Annotated in this window: 17 protein-coding genes; 4 read left to right on the top strand and 13 right to left on the bottom strand. The window is 36.5% G+C overall.

The features are described from left to right. Positions 1-62: 62 nt before the first annotated feature. The 10 genes from ACFQ13_RS14750 to ACFQ13_RS14705 all read right to left on the bottom strand — a co-directional run bounded on the left by ACFQ13_RS14750 (position 63) and on the right by ACFQ13_RS14705 (position 10,544). Positions 63-308: a hypothetical protein gene (locus ACFQ13_RS14750; protein ID WP_386118670.1), complete on the bottom strand. Its 246-nt coding sequence runs from the start codon at positions 306-308 to the stop codon at positions 63-65. A gap of 99 nt (positions 309-407) precedes the next feature. Next, the gene (locus ACFQ13_RS14745; RefSeq protein ID WP_386118667.1) at positions 408-1,166 is read right to left on the bottom strand and encodes a tetratricopeptide repeat protein; all 759 of its coding nucleotides are present in this window, start codon (positions 1,164-1,166) and stop codon (positions 408-410) included. A gap of 1 nt (position 1,167) precedes the next feature. Further along, a complete protein-coding gene (locus ACFQ13_RS14740; protein WP_386118665.1) occupies positions 1,168-2,943 on the bottom strand; it encodes a BatD family protein in 1,776 nt (591 codons plus the stop codon). A gap of 99 nt (positions 2,944-3,042) precedes the next feature. Beyond that, a complete protein-coding gene (locus ACFQ13_RS14735) occupies positions 3,043-3,900 on the bottom strand; it encodes an aerotolerance regulator BatC (protein WP_386118662.1) in 858 nt (285 codons plus the stop codon). A 144-nt stretch (positions 3,901-4,044) separates the two neighbouring features. Further along, positions 4,045-5,085 carry a vWA domain-containing protein gene (locus ACFQ13_RS14730; protein WP_386118661.1) on the bottom strand — a complete coding sequence of 347 codons (1,041 nt, stop codon included), beginning with the start codon at positions 5,083-5,085 and terminating at the stop codon, positions 4,045-4,047. Then, the gene (locus ACFQ13_RS14725) at positions 5,078-6,082 is read right to left on the bottom strand and encodes a vWA domain-containing protein (protein ID WP_386119469.1); all 1,005 of its coding nucleotides are present in this window, start codon (positions 6,080-6,082) and stop codon (positions 5,078-5,080) included. The genes ACFQ13_RS14730 and ACFQ13_RS14725 overlap by 8 nt, the downstream gene beginning before the upstream one ends. Further along, positions 6,082-7,713: a hypothetical protein gene (locus tag ACFQ13_RS14720; RefSeq protein ID WP_386119468.1), complete on the bottom strand. Its 1,632-nt coding sequence runs from the start codon at positions 7,711-7,713 to the stop codon at positions 6,082-6,084. Before ACFQ13_RS14720 ends, ACFQ13_RS14725 begins: the two co-directional genes overlap by 1 nt. Before the next feature lie 152 nt (positions 7,714-7,865). Then, positions 7,866-8,732, bottom strand: a complete 867-nt coding sequence (locus ACFQ13_RS14715) for a DUF58 domain-containing protein (protein WP_386118659.1) — start codon at positions 8,730-8,732, stop codon at positions 7,866-7,868. An 89-nt stretch (positions 8,733-8,821) separates the two neighbouring features. After that, on the bottom strand, positions 8,822-9,823 hold the full coding sequence (locus ACFQ13_RS14710) for an AAA family ATPase (RefSeq protein WP_114308262.1): 1,002 nt from the start codon (positions 9,821-9,823) through the stop codon (positions 8,822-8,824). A gap of 157 nt (positions 9,824-9,980) precedes the next feature. Next, complete coding sequence (locus ACFQ13_RS14705; RefSeq protein ID WP_386118656.1) at positions 9,981-10,544, bottom strand: DUF4382 domain-containing protein; 564 nt, start codon at positions 10,542-10,544, stop codon at positions 9,981-9,983. Between the two features lie 105 nt (positions 10,545-10,649). Here ACFQ13_RS14705 and ACFQ13_RS14700 point away from each other — a divergent pair, with 105 nt between their 5' ends. Genes ACFQ13_RS14700 through ACFQ13_RS14690 form a run of 3 tightly spaced genes read left to right on the top strand, consistent with a single transcriptional unit; the run spans position 10,650 to position 13,500 of the window. After that, positions 10,650-11,513 (top strand): aldo/keto reductase, encoded by an 864-nt coding sequence (locus ACFQ13_RS14700; protein ID WP_386118653.1) that lies wholly within the window; start codon positions 10,650-10,652, stop codon positions 11,511-11,513. 47 nt (positions 11,514-11,560) lie between these two features. Then, positions 11,561-12,322, top strand: a complete 762-nt coding sequence (locus ACFQ13_RS14695) for an SDR family NAD(P)-dependent oxidoreductase (RefSeq protein ID WP_386118650.1) — start codon at positions 11,561-11,563, stop codon at positions 12,320-12,322. A gap of 44 nt (positions 12,323-12,366) precedes the next feature. Further along, entirely contained in the window at positions 12,367-13,500 is a 1,134-nt protein-coding gene (locus ACFQ13_RS14690) for an ATP-binding protein (RefSeq protein WP_386118648.1), read from the top strand. Between the two features lie 217 nt (positions 13,501-13,717). On the opposite strand, the gene ACFQ13_RS14685 is transcribed toward ACFQ13_RS14690, so the two are convergent. From ACFQ13_RS14685 to amaB, 3 genes are all read right to left on the bottom strand, one after another. Beyond that, positions 13,718-14,422, bottom strand: coding sequence for an outer membrane beta-barrel protein (locus tag ACFQ13_RS14685; protein WP_386118645.1), 705 nt, complete (start codon positions 14,420-14,422; stop codon positions 13,718-13,720). Next, positions 14,400-15,095: a hypothetical protein gene (locus ACFQ13_RS14680; protein ID WP_386118643.1), complete on the bottom strand. Its 696-nt coding sequence runs from the start codon at positions 15,093-15,095 to the stop codon at positions 14,400-14,402. Before ACFQ13_RS14680 ends, ACFQ13_RS14685 begins: the two co-directional genes overlap by 23 nt. A gap of 125 nt (positions 15,096-15,220) precedes the next feature. Beyond that, entirely contained in the window at positions 15,221-16,774 is a 1,554-nt protein-coding gene (amaB, locus tag ACFQ13_RS14675; RefSeq protein ID WP_386118641.1) for an L-piperidine-6-carboxylate dehydrogenase, read from the bottom strand. Between the two features lie 483 nt (positions 16,775-17,257). Here amaB and ACFQ13_RS14670 point away from each other — a divergent pair, with 483 nt between their 5' ends. Next, a complete protein-coding gene (locus tag ACFQ13_RS14670) occupies positions 17,258-18,109 on the top strand; it encodes an SH3 domain-containing protein (RefSeq protein WP_386118639.1) in 852 nt (283 codons plus the stop codon). Positions 18,110-18,400: the final 291 nt, after the last annotated feature.

The following is an 18,400-nucleotide window of genomic DNA, read 5'->3' as shown; positions in this document are numbered from 1 at the left end:
TCTAAAGCAAATTTTCAATAATTTTTTTTCGAGACTAAGAGGGTCCCTATAACATCTAAAAATTATGAAACGTAGTCGGGGGGAGGCGAAATTAAATTGAGGTGAGGCTTAGGATACTGTTTAAAGGTATACTCGCCTAAATTTTCGTTAGATTGGTTTTCAAATACAGTATCAGAAACTTCTTCGTTTTTATTGAAAAGCAATTTAAAACTAAGTTGATCTTCTTCTTCGTTCACACTAAAAAAACAGGTAGTGTCTATAGAGTCATCTACAGAGGCAATTATAGAAGGCGCAGAAAGTAACGCCATAAATAATATGAAGAAAAAAACAGAAACCCTGTATTTTGAACGTTTTTGCATAGGCTGCAAATATAATAGGTTAGACCTTAACGGCGCGTTAAATTCGCTCTAAAAATCTTTTAATAACTTAATATCTTTAAAAGGAATCCAACCGGTAGAGTTATCTGCCAATCTAATTTTTTTCCAATCTTCAAAAGTTTCTAGAACCCAAACCTTAGTTCCTTCATGCAATCTAAAGACTTCCTCACTTTTAGGATTAGGATCTGTTTTAACTCTACTCTCTTGACTAAACACTATAGCCGGATTATTCTTTTTGTCTAAGGCCGATTTCTGAAATGCCATAGCCACCGACAAACAGGCAATGATTAAGCTAACCACACTAGTGATAAAGGCAATCCGTTTTTTTACACTCGAATACGAAAAATGATAAGCTAAAAATATCACCACAAATAAGAGCACACCGCCTACCGCTATTTTAGCCCAAGTATCGGCACTAAAGGTGTTAACCATATTATTGATAATTCTGGAAAAACCAACATCAGGTACGGTTTCTATAGCATCAATTGTCATGTTCTGTGCAAAGGCTAAATTATTCTGAATCGCTTCATCCTTCGGGTTTAATAAAAGGGCTTTTTCAAAATAATAAATACTAGGCGCAATATTATTAAGCTTATAATTGGCATTCCCTAAATTAAAATAAAGTTCTGCTGAGTGGGTTTCAGCATCTAAAATAGCCTCATACTTGTCAATAGCCTCGGCATATTTTCCGTCGTTATATAAAGCGTTAGCGGCATCAAATTGTTGGTCTTTTTGTGAAAATCCAAAAACACTAAAACAACAAAAAAGTAAGATGGTAAGGACTCTCATATTATTTGAGTTGTTTATCTATTAATGAAATTGTTTTGGCTGCTTTATCATAATCATTTTGCATTGTAACCTGAGTAATTGGCGTGTATCGTGCCAATTCGCAGCTCTCTAAAATGGCTATAAAATCTGAAACTACCGCCGTCTCCACATGACGCTCTTTTAGGAGGTTTTCAATCTTTTCCTTATTAAAATCACTAGTTTCAATATGCAGTTTCGCTTTTAAGTAATTATGTAAGGCCTTCTCTAAAGCTAAGTAGAAGGTTTCTTTTTGTCCCATCGCTTTTTTAGCTTCTGTGAGGTACTTTTTAGCTAAACGATCGGCTTTTCTTATACGGTTTCCAACCACATCGGCTTGGCGCGCATCTTGTTTACGCCTTACCACAATAGCTAAAGGAATGGCTAAGAATGGCAATAGCAACAAGGCCCAAAATCCTGTGGATTTAAAGAAAGGTTCTGAGTTCACAGGCTCCCAATTGGCCTTCGTTTTTATAAAGGCAAACGTATTGTTATTTGGAGTTACAGGTTGTTTAGAGGCATTAGCCACAGTATTATCTGCATTGGTATTTGCGGCCATTGGTCCATCTAAAACATCGATAATAATCTCATCTGAAGTAATACGATTATAAGTTTCTGTTTGAGGATTAAAATACGAGAATGAAATACTTGGTAAAGGGTATTTACCACGATACTGAGGCACTAAGGTATAGGTATCTGAAATACCACCTTGCATACCACTTAAATTGGTTCTTACGTTTTCTTGGTGTTCTGGCTCATACACTTCCAAAGAGCTTGGCACGGTAAGTTTTGGTAGCTCAAAGAGTTTTAAATTCCCACGTCCTTTAACTTCAATTTTAGCCTGAAGCGATTCTGACGCCTTTAATTCGGTTTTTGAGGTGGTCACTTGAAATGAAAAATTCCCCACAGCCCCTTTAAAATCGGAAGGTTTTCCTTTTTCTGGTAATGGCTTAACGTTAATGGTTCTACTTCCTGCCGTAACCACTTTAGGCACTTTAACCGGTAAACGTTGTCCAAAAATATTAACACGATTGGTAGGCACCTCTGCGGTGATATCCATCACCAATGGATCAATTTTAAGCGCTCCGGTTTTCTGCGGATAGAGTACCGTTTTTCTAAGTACTACGTAACGGTATTTATCGCCCTTATAGGTGCCTTCTAAAATATTAAGACCTTTAATTTCTATATTCTGACTCCAAAAGTCATTATATCTCGGAATTTCTTTTTCCCGCCAATTGCTACTCACCCCAATATCTGGAGACACGTAGAGTTTATAAACAACGGTTATGGCCTCGTTTAAATAAGGGTTAGCGTTTGAAACCTCAGCAACCAAATGAATTTTATCAGCAGCCACATCAGACGCCTCACCATTTCCGTTAGGTGCATTCACGGCTTCGGTAACCGTAACTTTAATAGGAAAGGTTTTATAAGTTTCGCCATCAATCTCAATAGTGGCTTGTTTTATGGTGAAAGTACCACGTTTTTTAGGCGATAAGAAATAGCTATAGGTTTTAGAAAAAGAGCGTTTTCCGTTTCTAGAATAATTACTTACCGATGTATTAGGACCACCAACCACATCAAAATTGGCAAAACTCGGTGGCACAAAATTGTCACCATCCTGATTCATTTCGAAGTCTATCCGTAAACGTTCATTAATTCCTAACTTATTTTTACTGACTTTTGCTTCAAACTTTACCTGTGCAAGAGTTACACTTGTAAAAAGGATGAAGAAGAGAACGGATATGTGTTTTATTAATTTCATGGCTATTTCTGTCTTATAGACATCTTTAACGCTATCTTTTAGTTTTTGAATCGTACTTGAGCTAAAATGGTCCTCGCAAACTAAGGACTTTCTGTTAAATTACCAATCCTTTTCGGTTTTTACCTTAGCGCCTTTTTGTTTTTCTGCATTCATTTTCTCTTGAACTTTCTGTTCTTGATTTTGCATGGCCTCTAAAATATTTTTCATCTGTTGCGGAGACATTTGTCCGGGTTGCGGCTTAGGTTGTTGGTTTTGATCTTTATTATCTTCATCGCCTTTACCTTCATCCTTTTTATCGTCTTTAGGCTTTCCGTCTTCATCTTCGTCCTTATCCCCGTCTTTCTTATCCTGATCGCCTTCGTCTTTCTTATCTTGATTTTCTTGATCCTCTTTCTCGTCTTTATTTTTATCGCCGTCTTTCTTTTCCTGATCTTCTTTGTCTTGCTCTTGGTCTTTATTAGGGTCTTCCTTATTGTCTTCCCCGCCTCCATCTTGCTTTTGTTGCTCTGCACATTCTTTGGCTAAGGCAAAATTATATCGGGTTTCTTCGTCATTAGGATTATTCCGCAACGCATTTTTAAAGGCCTCTACCGCTTCTTTACACTGTTCATTCTGCATTAAGATGTTTCCAATATTATGGAATGCGCGGTGTTTTTCGTCTTTAGTTGTGGCGTTTTTTGCAGCTTCTTGACTTCGGAATAAGGCTTCATTAAAGCTTCCTCTTTTATAATAAGAATGGGCTAAATTATACGACCCTACCGCTTTTGATGGCGCTTCAGAAATTGCTTTTCTATAAGCCATTTCAGCTTCTATATAATTGTCGTCCTCTATTAAGGTATTGGCCTTATATACCAGATTTGTTGCATTTTTATCGGCCTCTAGCTGTTTTTCATTCAGATCTTGAGCAAAGCTTAAACCTCCACTAAAAAGTACAATAAGTAATATGTAAAATTTCATATGTTTTTTCATTATAAAAACGCCCTCTAAATTACTAAAGGCTTTATTGACTTAGCGTTAAAAAAAATCTAAAAATTAGACCCGCAATAATTTCACTTCCATTTCCCCCTCATAGGGCATTTTGCCTGCCTTAGCTTAGGGGACTTAAAGATAAGTTTCGTTGAATAAATTCAACTTTTTCAACCATGCGGTCTTTCGTTCTAAAAAGAAAATATCAATAAATAGCAATAGAATTCCGAGTCCTAAAAACCATTGAAATTGATCTTTAAAGTCGGCTATTTGTTTGGACTCAAATTCTTGTTTATCCATTTTATCTAGCTCGGCTTTAATGGCTTTAACCACCTCTGCCGTGTTACTACCATTAATATAAACACCGTTGGCTTCTGAAGCGATATCTTTTAAGGTCGTTTCATTGAGACGTGTAATAACGGTTTCGCCACTATTATCTTTCTTATAGCTTAAGACCACACCATTTCGTTTAATAGGAATTGGGCCTCCCTTAACATCACCTACTCCAACGGTTAAGATTTTGATGCCTTGTTCTGCCGCTTCTTCTGCAACACTCATGGCTTCACCATCATGGTCTTCTCCATCAGAAATAATCACTAAAACACGATTGGTTTGATCTTCGTTATCATAATAGGTTTTAGAAAGCTGAATGGCCTCACTAATTGCTGTTCCTTGTGAAGACAACATATCGGTATTCATATTCTGTAAAAACATCTTTGCCGAAGCGTAATCCGTGGTTATCGGTAACTGCGGAAAGGCTTTACCGGCGTAAGCAATAATCCCCACACGATCACTCACCAAATTATTGACAATCTGAGTCACCAATTGTTTTGATTTCTCTAAACGGTTAGGGGCAATATCTTCCGCCAGCATACTCTTAGAAACGTCTACTGCAAAGACAATATCGACGCCCTCACTACGTACGGTTTCTAACTTTGTTCCTATTTTAGGATTCACTAAAGCGATAGATAAACACGCAAAAGCCGAACAAAGCACGACCACTTTTAGCACGCTTTTAAATAAGGATTGATTAGGACTAAGGCGCTTTAATAGGTTTGTATCGGCAAATTTTTTCTGCACAGAACGCCTCCAAATTTGCAGTCCTATAAACAACAAAATAATGACTGGTATAACCAGTAGCGTCCAAAACCATATGTTTTCATCGAGTCTAAACAAAGCTTCTAAATATTGTATTTCTTAATAATAATTCTATCAGTAATAACAACCCGGCGAGTAGTACTAACGGTCTGTATTTCTCTTCGTAATTGTAATATTTCTTTTCTTCAATATCGGTTTTCTCTAGCTTATTGATTTCATCATAGATTTGAGCTAACTTGTCATTATTAGTCGCTCTAAAATATTTACCACCAGTTTCTGCCGCAATATCTTTAAGTAAGGCCTCATCAATTTCTACTTGCATACGCCCATATCTAAAGGTTCCATTAGGATTAATCCCTACTGGCGATAAGGCCATACCATTAGTCCCTAAACCAATAGCGTAAACTTTTATACCGTATTCTACGGCCAATTCACTCGCAATTTTAGGATCTATAAAGCCTGAATTATTCACCCCATCCGTAAGTAAGATAATCACTTTACTTTTAGCCTTACTGTCTTTTAATCGGTTAACCGAAGTGGCTAATCCCATACCAATAGCGGTTCCGCCTTCGATAATATTATTATAATTAATATCTCTTAACGAACGTTTTACAATAGACTTATCGCTTGTTATTGGTGTTTTTGTATAGGCCTCACCCGCATATTCTACCAATCCAATACGGTCGCTTGGTCTACCATCTATAAAATCTGCTGCGACTTCTTTTAAAGCCTCAAGTCGGTTAGGTCTTAAATCCTTTGCCAACATACTCGCCGAAACATCAATAGCCATCACAATATCAATACCGCTTGTTGTTTTCGTTCTTGTAGAAACATCTACAGTCCGTGGTCTTGCTAAAGCCGTAATAAGAAGTCCTAATGCAATTAAACGTAAAGCAAAAAGCACGTGCCTTAACTTGGCCCAATTAGAACCACTAGTTTTAAACCCTTGTAGGGTAGACATTTTTAATTCTGCCGTTTGTTTGCTATGTTTTAAGACATACCAAACTATCGCTATAGGTAATAGCAGTAATAACCAGAATAATTCTTTATTTAAAAATTCTATATGCTCAAACATCATTTTATGTTGTCTTGTATGTCTTCAGGGTTAACTTCTACAGAATTTACAATGCGCTCTATCATATCATCCGCATAATCATCATCTAATGGCCAAGTAATCACTATTTGCTGTAAAACATTCTCATTTGCAAAAGCGAGCACCATATAAGAAGCATCTACAAAAGCCTCTGAGTTTGGTACAGGAAGACTCAAGGTTCCAAAAGTTTTTAAACCTTCAGCTTTATTTGGGGTGATAAACTTCTCTTTTTTCACCGTAATATTTGCGGCACCCTTAGCCTCAAAGCCTTCTATGGTTTGCTCTGATACCTTTAATAAATCGAAGGTCGAATTTTCAGTCGTCTCGCCTTGTGTTGGTTGTTTTGGTGTATTTACGGTCGTTGTATTCACTACAACACTAAACACATCTAACAAGGTTCCATAAGCAAACGTAGTTCTAGACATTTGCTGTTGTACGTCCTCAGGAAGCTCAATTTCTACACGCTTTAATACTTTAGGTGTTTCGATATATACAGGCGGAAATCCGTAAGCACTTTTAACCCATTGGCCTTCTAAAAGCGTTTTACTCTCATGCCCAATGATGCTGTCTTTTACATAACCAAAACCGTATTTCACACCAAAACCAATAAAGGTGGCGATAAGCAGAAATAAGGATATCCCTACCGTTAAGGCTATTTTTTGACGTTTCTTTTTGCGCTCTTGAGCTTCTTTATATTTTTTGTCTAATAGTTTTTCTTCTTCGGAAGGCTCCGGCAGACTCACCTTAACATTGTCAATGGCTTTATCAATGGTAGACTTGTCCATTTCAGCAAGAGCCGTATCGGGAGCAGACTTTGCAAATTTTACCAAATCGGCACGCTTCAAAATAGATTCGATATGCAAAATGGTTTCTTTAGACAGCGGTATTTGATTTCCTTCCTTCAATAAGTTTAATCGTGCGACAAGCTCTGAAGTGGTACTTTCTAGAGCACGATCATAGACTTTTTCATCTAAATATTTTCGGATAATAAAGGTCAATTCAGAATAGTATTCCTTCACTTCTGAACGTATTAAATACTGACTTTCATCGAGCTTTTGTAAGGCTAGTTTTGCACGATCATAAGGTGGTAATAATGTAATTTGCTCTTCTTCACTTAAAGGCTTTTTACGCCAAATAAACCAATACAATAAGAAGCCAACAAGACCTACAATACCGATAATTACAAGTAACCATTTCCACCAATCACTACCCGCTTCTTCTACATCTATAATTGGTTTTATATCGTAGAGTTTCTGTTTTGTGGTATCGACGGCCACGGTGTTTACATTGACCCGTAAAGAGTCTGTAAAAAATGATTTTTCACCAATAATAACTTTTTGTCTTGGAATGGTATAAGCGCCTGAATCGAATTGTGTGAGTTTATAAACCCTAGAGAGTAAAAACTGCGCCTTCTGTTTGGTGGTATCAATTTTTAAAGCCTCAACATTTTCTAAGGGCATAAAGGTTTGTCCTTCTGGAAAAACCACCAATGCTGTAGAATCTGCTTGGACATTAATTTTATAATTAATCTGTTCTCCAATGCGTATTGTTGTGGTATCTACTTCTGTTTTTACCTGTGCGGTTGCCAAAGTAGTGCCTAAAAAAAAGAGCATAGAAAAAAGGCTAACTAAGGCGGTATTTTTATTCCAACCCGTGCCCTTTATAGCTTTTAATTTACTGTATATAACTTTTAAACTTTTCACCTTTTATGTCTTACTTTACATTTTTGGACTTCATTGTGCTTTCACGCAAAGTTTAGAGCCCCTTATCCTCTTCTTTTAAAGTAACCTAATAATTTTTTTACATAACTTTCATCAACACGGCAATCTATAGTCCCTGCGCCAGATTTTGTAAAACTATCTTTAAAATAGGTTATTTTATCATTGTAAAATTTACTGTAATCGTTCCTAACTTGTTTAGAGCCGGTATTAACAAGCATCATTTCGCCGGTTTCAGCATCTTCCATTTGTACCATTCCTAGATTAGGAATTTCAGTTTCACGCTGATCATACACTCTAATCCCTGTAATATCGTGGCGCCCTGCTGAAATCTTTAAATTTTGCTTATAGGCATCTGCAATAAAGTCTGAAAGCACAAAAACGATAGCTTTCTTTTTAGAGACATTAGACAAGAATTTAAAAGCTTCAGACACATTGGTCTTTGTGCTTTGTGGTTGAAACTCAATAAGCTCTCTTATAATTCTAAGTACATGAGAACGTCCTTTTTTTGGCGGAATGTAAAGTTCTATCTGATCTGAAAATAAAATCAATCCGATTTTATCATTGTTTTGCGTTGCAGAGAACGCTAAAGTTGCAGCAATCTCCGTTACCACTTCATTTTTAAATTGCTGCTGGGTACCAAACATTTCACTGGCTGATACATCTACCATTAGCATCATGGTAAGCTCGCGTTCTTCTTCAAAGACTTTAACGTGGGGCTGGTTGGTCCGTGCCGTCACATTCCAATCTATGTTTCTAACATCATCGCCAAATTGGTATTGACGCACTTCAGAAAAAGTCATCCCCCGACCTTTAAAAGTCGAGTGATATTCGCCGCCAAATATATGATCAGACAAGCGACGTGTCTTAATCTCTATTTTTCGTACTTTTTTGAGTAATTCCTTAGTGTCCATTGTAGTATTTTGTCATTCCGTCCTTAATACGAAATGGATCAAATTTAATTTTCGATATATAATAAGATTGATTGCCTAGGGGTAAACCTCTATGGCACTTCAATAACATTTACAATCTTATTGATGATATCTTCAGAAGTGACATTTTCAGCTTCAGCTTCATAAGTAATTCCAATTCTATGGCGTAAAACATCGTGTACAATGGCACGCACATCTTCTGGAATCACATAACCTCTTCTTTTTATAAACGCATAACATTTTGCTGCTGTAGCTAAGTTAATACTACCACGAGGTGAAGCTCCAAATGAAATTAAAGGTTTTAAATCTCCTAATTTATATTTCTCTGGGTAACGTGTTGCAAAAATGATATCGAGAATATACTTCTCAATTTTTTCATCCATATACACCTCTCTCACGGCTTTTTGAGCACTTAAGATTTGTGCTACTGAAACCACAGGATTTACCTTTTCATAGCTTCCTTTAAGATTGGCTCTTACAATCATTTGTTCCTCATCGATTTTTGGATAATCGATAACGGTTTTTAGCATAAAACGGTCAACTTGTGCCTCTGGAAGTGGGTAGGTCCCTTCTTGTTCTACCGGGTTCATGGTGGCCATTACTAAGAACGGCTTATCTAAACCAAAAGTTTCATCCCCAATAGTTACCTGCTTTTCTTGCATGGCTTCTAATAAAGCCGATTGTACTTTTGCTGGCGCTCTGTTAATCTCATCTGCCAATACAAAATTTGCAAAAATAGGACCTTTCTTTATCGTGAAATCATTCTCTTTCATGTTATAAATTAGGGTACCAACCACATCTGCAGGTAAGAGATCTGGTGTAAATTGTATTCTACTAAAACTAGCATCTATAGCTTTAGAGAGTGTATTAATAGCTAATGTTTTTGCTAAACCAGGTACACCTTCTAATAAAATATGACCTTGACCAAGGAGACCAATTAGCAAACGTTCTACCATGTGCTTTTGTCCTACAATAACCTTGTTCATTTCTAAGGTTAGTAAGTCTACAAAGGCACTTTCTTTTTCTATCTTTTCATTAATTGATTTAATATCAACTGTACTCGTTTCTTCCATTTTATCAGGGTTTAAGAACAAAACTATTTATACAAATATTTTCTACGCTGCAAAGTGTTAAAATTATTCGTTAGTTGCTGTTAACAATTGGTTAAAAAAGAAAGAGTAACACCGAAGTATTACTCTTTTTGTAAGTATATTATGAAAATTAATCGTCTTAGAATTGCATTTGTCTAATCTCAGTATAAAGCTTAGGGTTAATGGTCATCATCGCTGTATTTTCGTCATAGCTTATGGCTTCATCTAAATCTAAGTTTATAATCACGTCATAAAACCGATTGGCCATAAACTCCGTCTCAACAACATTAGAAGGCGTCTTATCACCGACAACATCTAAACTTACTAAGACCTCATTCATATTTAAAAAGTTATTATCCCCTAAAACCAAACGCATTTCGTAGATAAAACCCGATGCCATTTCAGACTCATTGACCAAGGTTAATTCTAGGTCGTCGGTTAAATCACTCACGTTATAAGTCCCTGCATTAATATCCGTTAAACTCACCCAAGATGCTTCAGAATTTGCATCTTTTCCTGTTCTTACTTGTACCGCTTCAATTTCTAAATACACCTCAGAAGTTAAGGCCGATGAAGATTTTAAACTTACAGAAATCCCTGATAATTCTCCGTCAGAATTTAACTCTTCTTTAGAGCAGCTAGAAAAGCTAATAAGGACCACTAAGATTAAGGTAACAGATTTTAGGTGTTGTAAAAGTTTCATAATTTGGGGTTTTGAATAATTACACTACAATGATAGCTTCATTGCCAATGTTTTGACTATTTTTATACATGAATTGCATAAAAACCCATATAAACTGAAAATAAAGTGAAATATTCTCGATTAATTGCAGGTACCATGACTTGGGGTGCTTGGGGAAAACAACTTTCTAAAAAGGAAATGGAGGCGTTAATAAATTTCTGTACCGATCATAACATAACCACTTTTGACCATGCTGATATTTATGGCGGATACCTTACAGAAGCTGAATTTGGAAAAGCCTTAAAAGATTCTGAAATTAAACGCGACAGCATACAGCTGATTACAAAATGTGGTATTCAACTGCAATGCGACAACCGAAACAATATTGTAAAACACTATAACTATACTAAGGACTATATTATTTGGTCTGCAGAAGAATCCTTGCGTAACCTAGAAACGGATTATCTCGATCTTTTTCTTCTTCATAGGCCAAGCCCATTAATGGTCGCCGAAGAAATTGCTGAGGCCATAACCATCTTAAAAAAAGAAGGAAAAATTAAAGATTTTGGGGTTTCTAATTTTACCGCGTCTCAAATGGATCTCATTGGTTTACGTATGGATATTGACGTTAATCAGATAGAATTCTCCCTTACGGAGCATTCTGCTATGCATAATGGCACCTTAGATTATATGACTGCTAATGGTATTAAACCCATGGCTTGGTCTCCTTTAGGTCATATTTTTAAAGATAATAATGAACAATCTAAGCGTGTTCACCAACAGCTTGCCGCCTTAACCGATAAATATAAGGCTACGGAAGACCAACTTTTACTGGCTTGGATTATGAAGCACCCTTCACAAATACATCCGGTGGTAGGGACTACAACACAAAGCCGATTAAAACGCGCCATAGAAGCAACATCCATTGACTTAGAACTTGAAGATTGGTTTTTAATCTTAGTAGCCTATCAAGGTCACGAAGTTCCATAACCTATATTAATCCCTTTTTAAAACGATCTTAATACGTTTAAAACCCCATGACAAATAAAAATAAAGTGGCCTTAATTACTGGAGCGACCAGTGGTATTGGTAGAGCAACAGCCCAAGAATTTGCCAAGCACGGCATTCATTTAGTGATATGTGGCCGTAGACAAGAGCGCTTAGATAGTCTCAAAGCAGATTTGTCAAAAAAAACTGAGGTTTACACCTTAAATTTTGATGTTCGTGATAGAGCCCAAACATTAGAAGCCATCGCCGGATTACCAGACGCATTTAAAACAATAGATATCCTTTTAAATAATGCCGGTAATGCTCATGGTTTAGACCCTATACAAACAGGAGATCTAGACGATTGGGATGCCATGATGGATATTAATGTAAAAGGTCTTCTTTACGTTAGCAAAGCCATTATTCCGGGAATGACCGCACGTCAATCTGGGCATATTATAAACATTGGTTCTTCGGCCGGAAAAGAAGTGTATCCCTACGGAAATGTCTACTGTGGTAGTAAGCATGCGGTTTTAGCCATAACGGAAGGTATGCGTATAGATTTAAACCCCTTCGGAATAAAAGTAGGCGCTATAAATCCAGGTTTGGTAGAAACCGAATTTTCAGAAGTACGCTTTAAAGGTGATGCAAAAGCAGATACCGTTTACAAAGGTTACAAAGCCTTACAGCCCGAAGACGTTGCTGACGTTATCTATTTTGCCATCTCTAGACCACCACATGTCAATATCGCCGATGTTTTAATGTTTTGTACAGCACAAGCGAATTCAACCCTAGTTAAAAAAGAATTGTAATGCACCTTTTAAAGTTTTTCACTCCTAATATGCGCTGATATTCTATGATTAATAAACGCTTACTCATAAAACATTTACTTGCTCATAACGATGAGAATAGTTTTTATGACAAAAAGCGTAAAATAGAAATTGGCACCAAAGAAGGCAAAGGAAAATTTTTAAAGCATATATGTGCGCTATCCAATAGCAACCCCAACAACAATTCTTATATTGTTATTGGGGTTAAAGACGAGGACAATAAAATAATAGGCGTCGATTTCTTTGACGATAGTAAAATTCAAAACCTTATTAATGCCTACCTTAGCAATCCTCCTATTGTTCAGTATGAAAACATCCCTTTTCCGCATTTACCCGACCATAAGGTTGTTGGCTTAGTGACCATTAGACCTATTGATAGTATTACCTCATTAAAAAAGAACATTTGGAAATATTACGGCGGCTCCGTTTTCTTTAGAGATGGTAGCATGAGTATGCCTAAAGTGTTTGATATTGAAATTAAAGACGTTAATTCTAAAATTGTTGGAGCTATAGAAAATAACGCTCAAAACAATATACAATTAACGCTTGATGGGGTGTTTGATTTTATGAATAAACGCCAAGACTTCAACCCCAAATACATGGTCTTTAAAGAATACTTTGTGTTATGTTGGTCTGGAGCTCGAAAACAAATTAATGATGAAACTTTCTATTCTAGAGTTGATATTGAATTGATTAACGAACGCGTTCTTTTATTTTATTCGGCCTTAGATGAAGTGGCCATATCTTTTACTGAAGATTCTTTTAAAATCGTTGAATACGTAAGATTAGGGCTGCATAACTCTTTTAAATATTATAAACTTGAAGAAAAAACGATTCATTTTAGCGAGAATGCCAATTACACCATTGAGGCTAAATTAATTTTTGAGCCGCCACAATTTGATAAAAAAGTCTTGCATCATATTTACAATGCGAACAATTCAATTTTAAAAAAATTAGAAACCAACCAAGGTTTAAAACCTAGCGAAGAAGCCGATTTAAAGGATTTAGCAGCAAGCTATCTTATTTGCTACCTCAACGGTTTTGAAAATGCTTTAACGCAATTAGAAACTGCAAAACCTTACATAAAAAATCACAGTTTAAAACTCTATAGCGCTTACAAGGAAAGTATTAGGATTCTCAGAAAAGTAAAATACAACTAATTTTAGCGCCTTTAATCTTTAAATTTTACAATTTATCGAAGAAGCCTTAAAAAGACCTGAAATAATTTAATTACAATCTTTTTCCTCATTACATTTACTCACGACTAAATTTAAAATGCAAATTTGCATTGCTATTAATCAATTTTTAAACCTTGTTTCCATCAGCTTAACGTTGAGACCGAAACAAGGTTTATTTTTTATAATAGTTTTAGACGGTTTACTCTAAAAATCGGGATATTAAATCACGGCGACCAATCGTAAAGACCAAACCTAAACCTACAGTGCTATAGGTACCTTTACTAAAAAAACTTTCATAAGCACTAGGTGCTTCAATATCGGTATGCAATACGTTATACCCATAATCTAGGTAGAGCATAAAATGCGGTGCCAGTTCGTAATTAAGATAGAACCCATAGCGATTTAAACGTGCAGAATCATGTTGTTCGGCAATATCAGTAGTACTAAACCCTGTATTTTTAAAATCTACATCTCCAGAAACTGACACTTGTAGCCCTAACCTAAAATCTTCAGCCGGAAGAAACTCATAGCCTAAATACACATAATTTTCAGCGACTCTAGAGTTTCTATAACTTCCGAGAAGTTCTTGATTTTTAACATCAAAATAGGTGGCGTTAGATGCGAGTCCGACAAAAAAGTGCTTATAAACATACATCTGAACTCTAAAATCTATGCCCGAACCTCCCTCTAAACCTTCACCCATAAAGTTATCGCCACTCGTAAAAGCTCTGTGCCCTCCAATCATAAAGGCAAAAAACCGTTGTCTGGCTTCGTTATTATAAAAAGTTGAAGTGCTTTCCGTTTCCGCAGTATTTGTTTCATCTAGCTCTTGAGCAGTTCCTATAGAAAACCATAAACAAAAAGCGCCCACTACGGTGGTCTTAATAAGAGAATGAAAAGTCATAAGAAGCGGTATTTACGGTGATGATTTCTGTAATTTCTGGTTCGTCATTGATGCTGTATGTAAACACTACGGGCTCGCCTATAGGCACACGATAGGTTTTTTCTATATCAGGGCCATTATCATTCAATTGCAGACTTACCATACGCTGGGGATAACAAGTGTTATCGTAAGGATTAGGTTGTTCGCCTTCATAAAACTCAAGACAAAACCCTTCAGTATACGTTAGGCTATAAGTTAAGGTATTCCCTTCACCACTCGTCCTTAACACCTTCAAATTAAAATCTGCCATAGATTTTAAAGCGACAGTTTCAAGATTAAACGTATAATCTGAAGGCGTAAAATTAACTGTGTTTTGCTTGTAAACGTAAGAACTGTAATCGTCTCCTGCTGAAACTTCAATGGCAAAATCTTCATCTCCATCATAAAAAGAAATCACCGAAAACTGACCGTCTGCTGTGCTAAACCCTTCTCCCAAAACATAAGAGCTTTGTGAACCACTATAATTACCACGTCTGGTCTGTACCGTAATTTTAGCTTCGGGGATAGCGGCTTGGTACTGGTCTTGCACCTGACCTTTAACAACGATACGCATATTATCCTCTAGTTGGACCTCACAACTACACAGCAGAAAAAGCAAACTTAAGGCCATGAGGCCTTTTAATTTTAACGTCATAATTTAATGGAATTCAATTACTTTAAAGATGTAAATCTTACCAAAGGGTTGCGTGTTACAATGTAAAAAAATAAAGCCATATTTTTCAATATGGCTTTATAAGAACTTTAAAATTTAACCTTTAGTTAAAGATCAAACTTAATACCTTGCGCTAGTGGCAATTCATCAGAATAATTAATGGTATTTGTTTGTCTACGCATATACACTTTCCAAGCATCAGAACCCGATTCACGTCCGCCACCAGTTTCTTTTTCGCCACCAAAAGCACCTCCAATTTCTGCACCAGAAGTTCCAATATTAACGTTTGCAATTCCGCAGTCAGAACCCGCATAAGACAAGAACTTTTCGGCTTCCTTCATTTCATTAGTCATAATCGCAGAAGATAAGCCTTGCGCTACACCGTTTTGCTTAGCAATGGCATTTTCAACATCACCAGAATACTTCATTAAATATAATATTGGGGCAAAAGTTTCATGTTGAACAATTTCAAAATGATTTTCAGCCTCAATAATAGCGGGTTTTACATAACAACCACTCTCATAACCTTCACCTTGTAAAACACCACCTTCAACTAAAACATTTCCACCCTCAGCTTTGGCTTTTTCAATTGCCGCTAAATAGGTATCTACAGAATCTTTATCGATTAATGGTCCAACGTGATTATTTTCATCTAAAGGATTTCCAATTTTAATTTGTCCGTAAGCCCCAACAATGGCGTCTCTTACTTTATCGTAAACCGACTCGTGTATAATTAAACGACGTGTCGATGTACAACGTTGCCCACAGGTCCCAACGGCACCAAACACAGCACCAGGAACCACCACTTTTAAATCGGCAGTAGGTGTGATTATAATCGCATTGTTTCCTCCTAATTCTAATAAAGATTTCCCAAAACGTTCCGCCACGGTTTTTCCTACTATACGTCCCATTCTAGTAGAACCTGTAGCAGATACTAGAGGAATTCTAGGATCGGTAGTCATCATTTCACCCACTTTATAATCACCATTAATGATACAAGAGATTCCCTCTGGGAGATTATTCTCTTTTAGAATATCTGCAATAATATTTTGGCAAGCAATAGAACATAATAATGATTTCTCAGAAGCTTTCCACACACAAACATCTCCACAAATCCAAGCTAAAGCGGTATTCCAAGCCCAAACGGCCACTGGAAAATTAAAAGCTGAAATTATACCGACAACACCAATAGGATGCCATTGCTCTCTCATTACGTGACCAGGACGTTCTGACGGCATTGTTTGTCCGTTTAATTGACGAGATAACCCAACTGCAAAATCACAGATATCAATCATTTCTTGCACTTCGCCATAACCTTCCTGTAAGGATTTCCCCATTTCATAAGACACTAATTTTCCTAAAGGTTCTTTAAGGTCTCTTAATTTATTACCGAACTGACGTACAATTTCACCACGCTGTGGTGCAGGCACATCTCTCCAGGTCTTAAAGGCGCTTGTTGCTGCCTTCATTACGTTTTCATAATCAGCTTTTGTTGTTGTTTTTACTTTAGCAATTAATTGCCCATCAACAGGAGAATAAGACGCGATAATCTCGCCATTTGAAAAATGTTCTGACCCTGTAGAAGATCCCTCATTAATATCCTTAACACCCAATTGCTGTAAAGCCTCTTTTATTCCGAAATCGGTAGCTACTGCCTCCATATTTGCTTATTTTTTATGAATTATTAAATTTCTTTACGAAGTTACTAATAAAATGTTGGTTAGCCGAAACACAACAGCTTTTAATAGAACCTTAAGGATTGCCCCGCTTACACCTAATATTCTACCTCTTATTTTGAAGGTCTAGGGTATATTTCAATAAAGAAATATTTTAATCAGCTTAACGCATTAGCGGGTAAAATTAACTTTAATACCATTTTAACAATTGCATAAAGTCTAAACCCTTTTAGATCAACGTACTTATTTTACCTACAAAACCACTCCTTATATTTTAAAAGCTTACCTCCTCTAAATATGTAACTATTCAGAGGCTTATTACCCCAAGTTTCAAGTCTTAGGCTAGACCTAATTTTACCGCTTTTACAACGAATTACAATTTTAAGTGAACTAAAACTCGCCGTCCGGAAGGCAAGGATCCTAAAACACTAAACCGCTAAAACATGTGTAACCCAAAAACAAAACATTATGAACAACACAAAACAAATTTTAGCGATTGCCTTGGTTTTATCTACGGCCTTCGCCACCGCTCAGAACAATGCGTATGTTGCTGCAGAAAGCGGCTTATCTCTTAGAGACCAACCCGATGTACACGGCAAATTATTAAGCAAACTTCCTTATGGAGAAGCTATTGGCGTTTTAGAAAACACAGATGAAAAACTTGTAATTCTCGATGGCGGAGAAAAAATAAGCGGCAACTGGGTAAAAGTAGAAACCCGCCAACATATTGGTTATGTCTTTAACGGCTACTTATCGCCGACCAAAATTTCTAAAACCATTAATTTTGAATTTGAACAACTACAGGTAGAACTCAAAAATTTAGCGACTAAAAATTACAAACGCCAGCACAATTTAAAACAGAACGATTCCTTAACTATTGAAGTAGATTTAGAAGCCTCACCAGAGGGAAAACAACTGACCTTAGTAAACAACGACTATAAACAAGTGAGCATCTTTCAACGTTATGAAAATAGCATTGCTTATACAAGTCCTAATCAACCTTGCGAGACTAAGGTTTGGACAGCCTTTAACACTGAATGGACCCCTATAGAACAACGCAATTCTCGCAATTTTAAGCTACTGACTTTTTCTGGTGAAGATTGGGCACAGTTTGCAAGTACAGCCTTAGAAGCCTTAAAACCTGAAATTATTGAACAATGTGGTGAAGCTTGGTTACATGAATTGCAAAGGGTAGACAATCTTAAAGACAACCCTATACAAATGACAACAAAGCGAATCTTTTTAAAATTTATCATTACCGATTCTGATGATACGATTACAGAAAAGATCATAGAATTTAAGCTCCCAACAAACTGTTAGATAAGCTTTAATTTCTTAGGGTAAAGTATTCCGCATAGACCTGACCGTCTATAACAATACGCTACCAATAATCTAAATTAGGCAGCAGCTCATTATTAAACGTACCATCCTAAAACGGTGGTGCGTTTTTTACACGGTATAGCAATTACCCATGTACCGGTGTTCAAAAACGTAAGGTACCTATGACCGCACAACGACGTTAATGTTATTATATAATTTTATACACCTATGGTTAAGGTTAAATTGATAATTTGAATTTTATAACATGCAGAAAACAACAGCGCCTACGGC

It is taken from the genome of Winogradskyella rapida, from assembly GCF_042675845.1.
Classification (GTDB): domain Bacteria; phylum Bacteroidota; class Bacteroidia; order Flavobacteriales; family Flavobacteriaceae; genus Winogradskyella; species Winogradskyella rapida.
Note: the sequence above shows the minus strand (reverse complement) of the source record. Positions and strands in the feature narration are given on the sequence as shown.

Coding starts and splice junctions, on each gene's coding strand:
- ACFQ13_RS14750 (WP_386118670.1), bottom strand. CDS start 308: ATGGCGTTACTTTCTGCGCCTTCTATAATTGCCTCTGTAGATGACTCT.
- ACFQ13_RS14745 (WP_386118667.1), bottom strand. CDS start 1,166: ATGAGAGTCCTTACCATCTTACTTTTTTGTTGTTTTAGTGTTTTTGGA.
- ACFQ13_RS14740 (WP_386118665.1), bottom strand. CDS start 2,943: ATGAAATTAATAAAACACATATCCGTTCTCTTCTTCATCCTTTTTACA.
- ACFQ13_RS14735 (WP_386118662.1), bottom strand. CDS start 3,900: ATGAAATTTTACATATTACTTATTGTACTTTTTAGTGGAGGTTTAAGC.
- ACFQ13_RS14725 (WP_386119469.1), bottom strand. CDS start 6,082: ATGTTTGAGCATATAGAATTTTTAAATAAAGAATTATTCTGGTTATTA.
- ACFQ13_RS14720 (WP_386119468.1), bottom strand. CDS start 7,713: ATGCTCTTTTTTTTAGGCACTACTTTGGCAACCGCACAGGTAAAAACA.
- ACFQ13_RS14715 (WP_386118659.1), bottom strand. CDS start 8,732: ATGGACACTAAGGAATTACTCAAAAAAGTACGAAAAATAGAGATTAAG.
- ACFQ13_RS14710 (WP_114308262.1), bottom strand. CDS start 9,823: ATGGAAGAAACGAGTACAGTTGATATTAAATCAATTAATGAAAAGATA.
- ACFQ13_RS14705 (WP_386118656.1), bottom strand. CDS start 10,544: ATGAAACTTTTACAACACCTAAAATCTGTTACCTTAATCTTAGTGGTC.
- ACFQ13_RS14695 (WP_386118650.1), top strand. CDS start 11,561: ATGACAAATAAAAATAAAGTGGCCTTAATTACTGGAGCGACCAGTGGT.
- ACFQ13_RS14690 (WP_386118648.1), top strand. CDS start 12,367: ATGATTAATAAACGCTTACTCATAAAACATTTACTTGCTCATAACGAT.
- ACFQ13_RS14685 (WP_386118645.1), bottom strand. CDS start 14,422: ATGACTTTTCATTCTCTTATTAAGACCACCGTAGTGGGCGCTTTTTGT.
- ACFQ13_RS14680 (WP_386118643.1), bottom strand. CDS start 15,095: ATGACGTTAAAATTAAAAGGCCTCATGGCCTTAAGTTTGCTTTTTCTG.
- amaB (WP_386118641.1), bottom strand. CDS start 16,774: ATGGAGGCAGTAGCTACCGATTTCGGAATAAAAGAGGCTTTACAGCAA.
- ACFQ13_RS14670 (WP_386118639.1), top strand. CDS start 17,258: ATGAACAACACAAAACAAATTTTAGCGATTGCCTTGGTTTTATCTACG.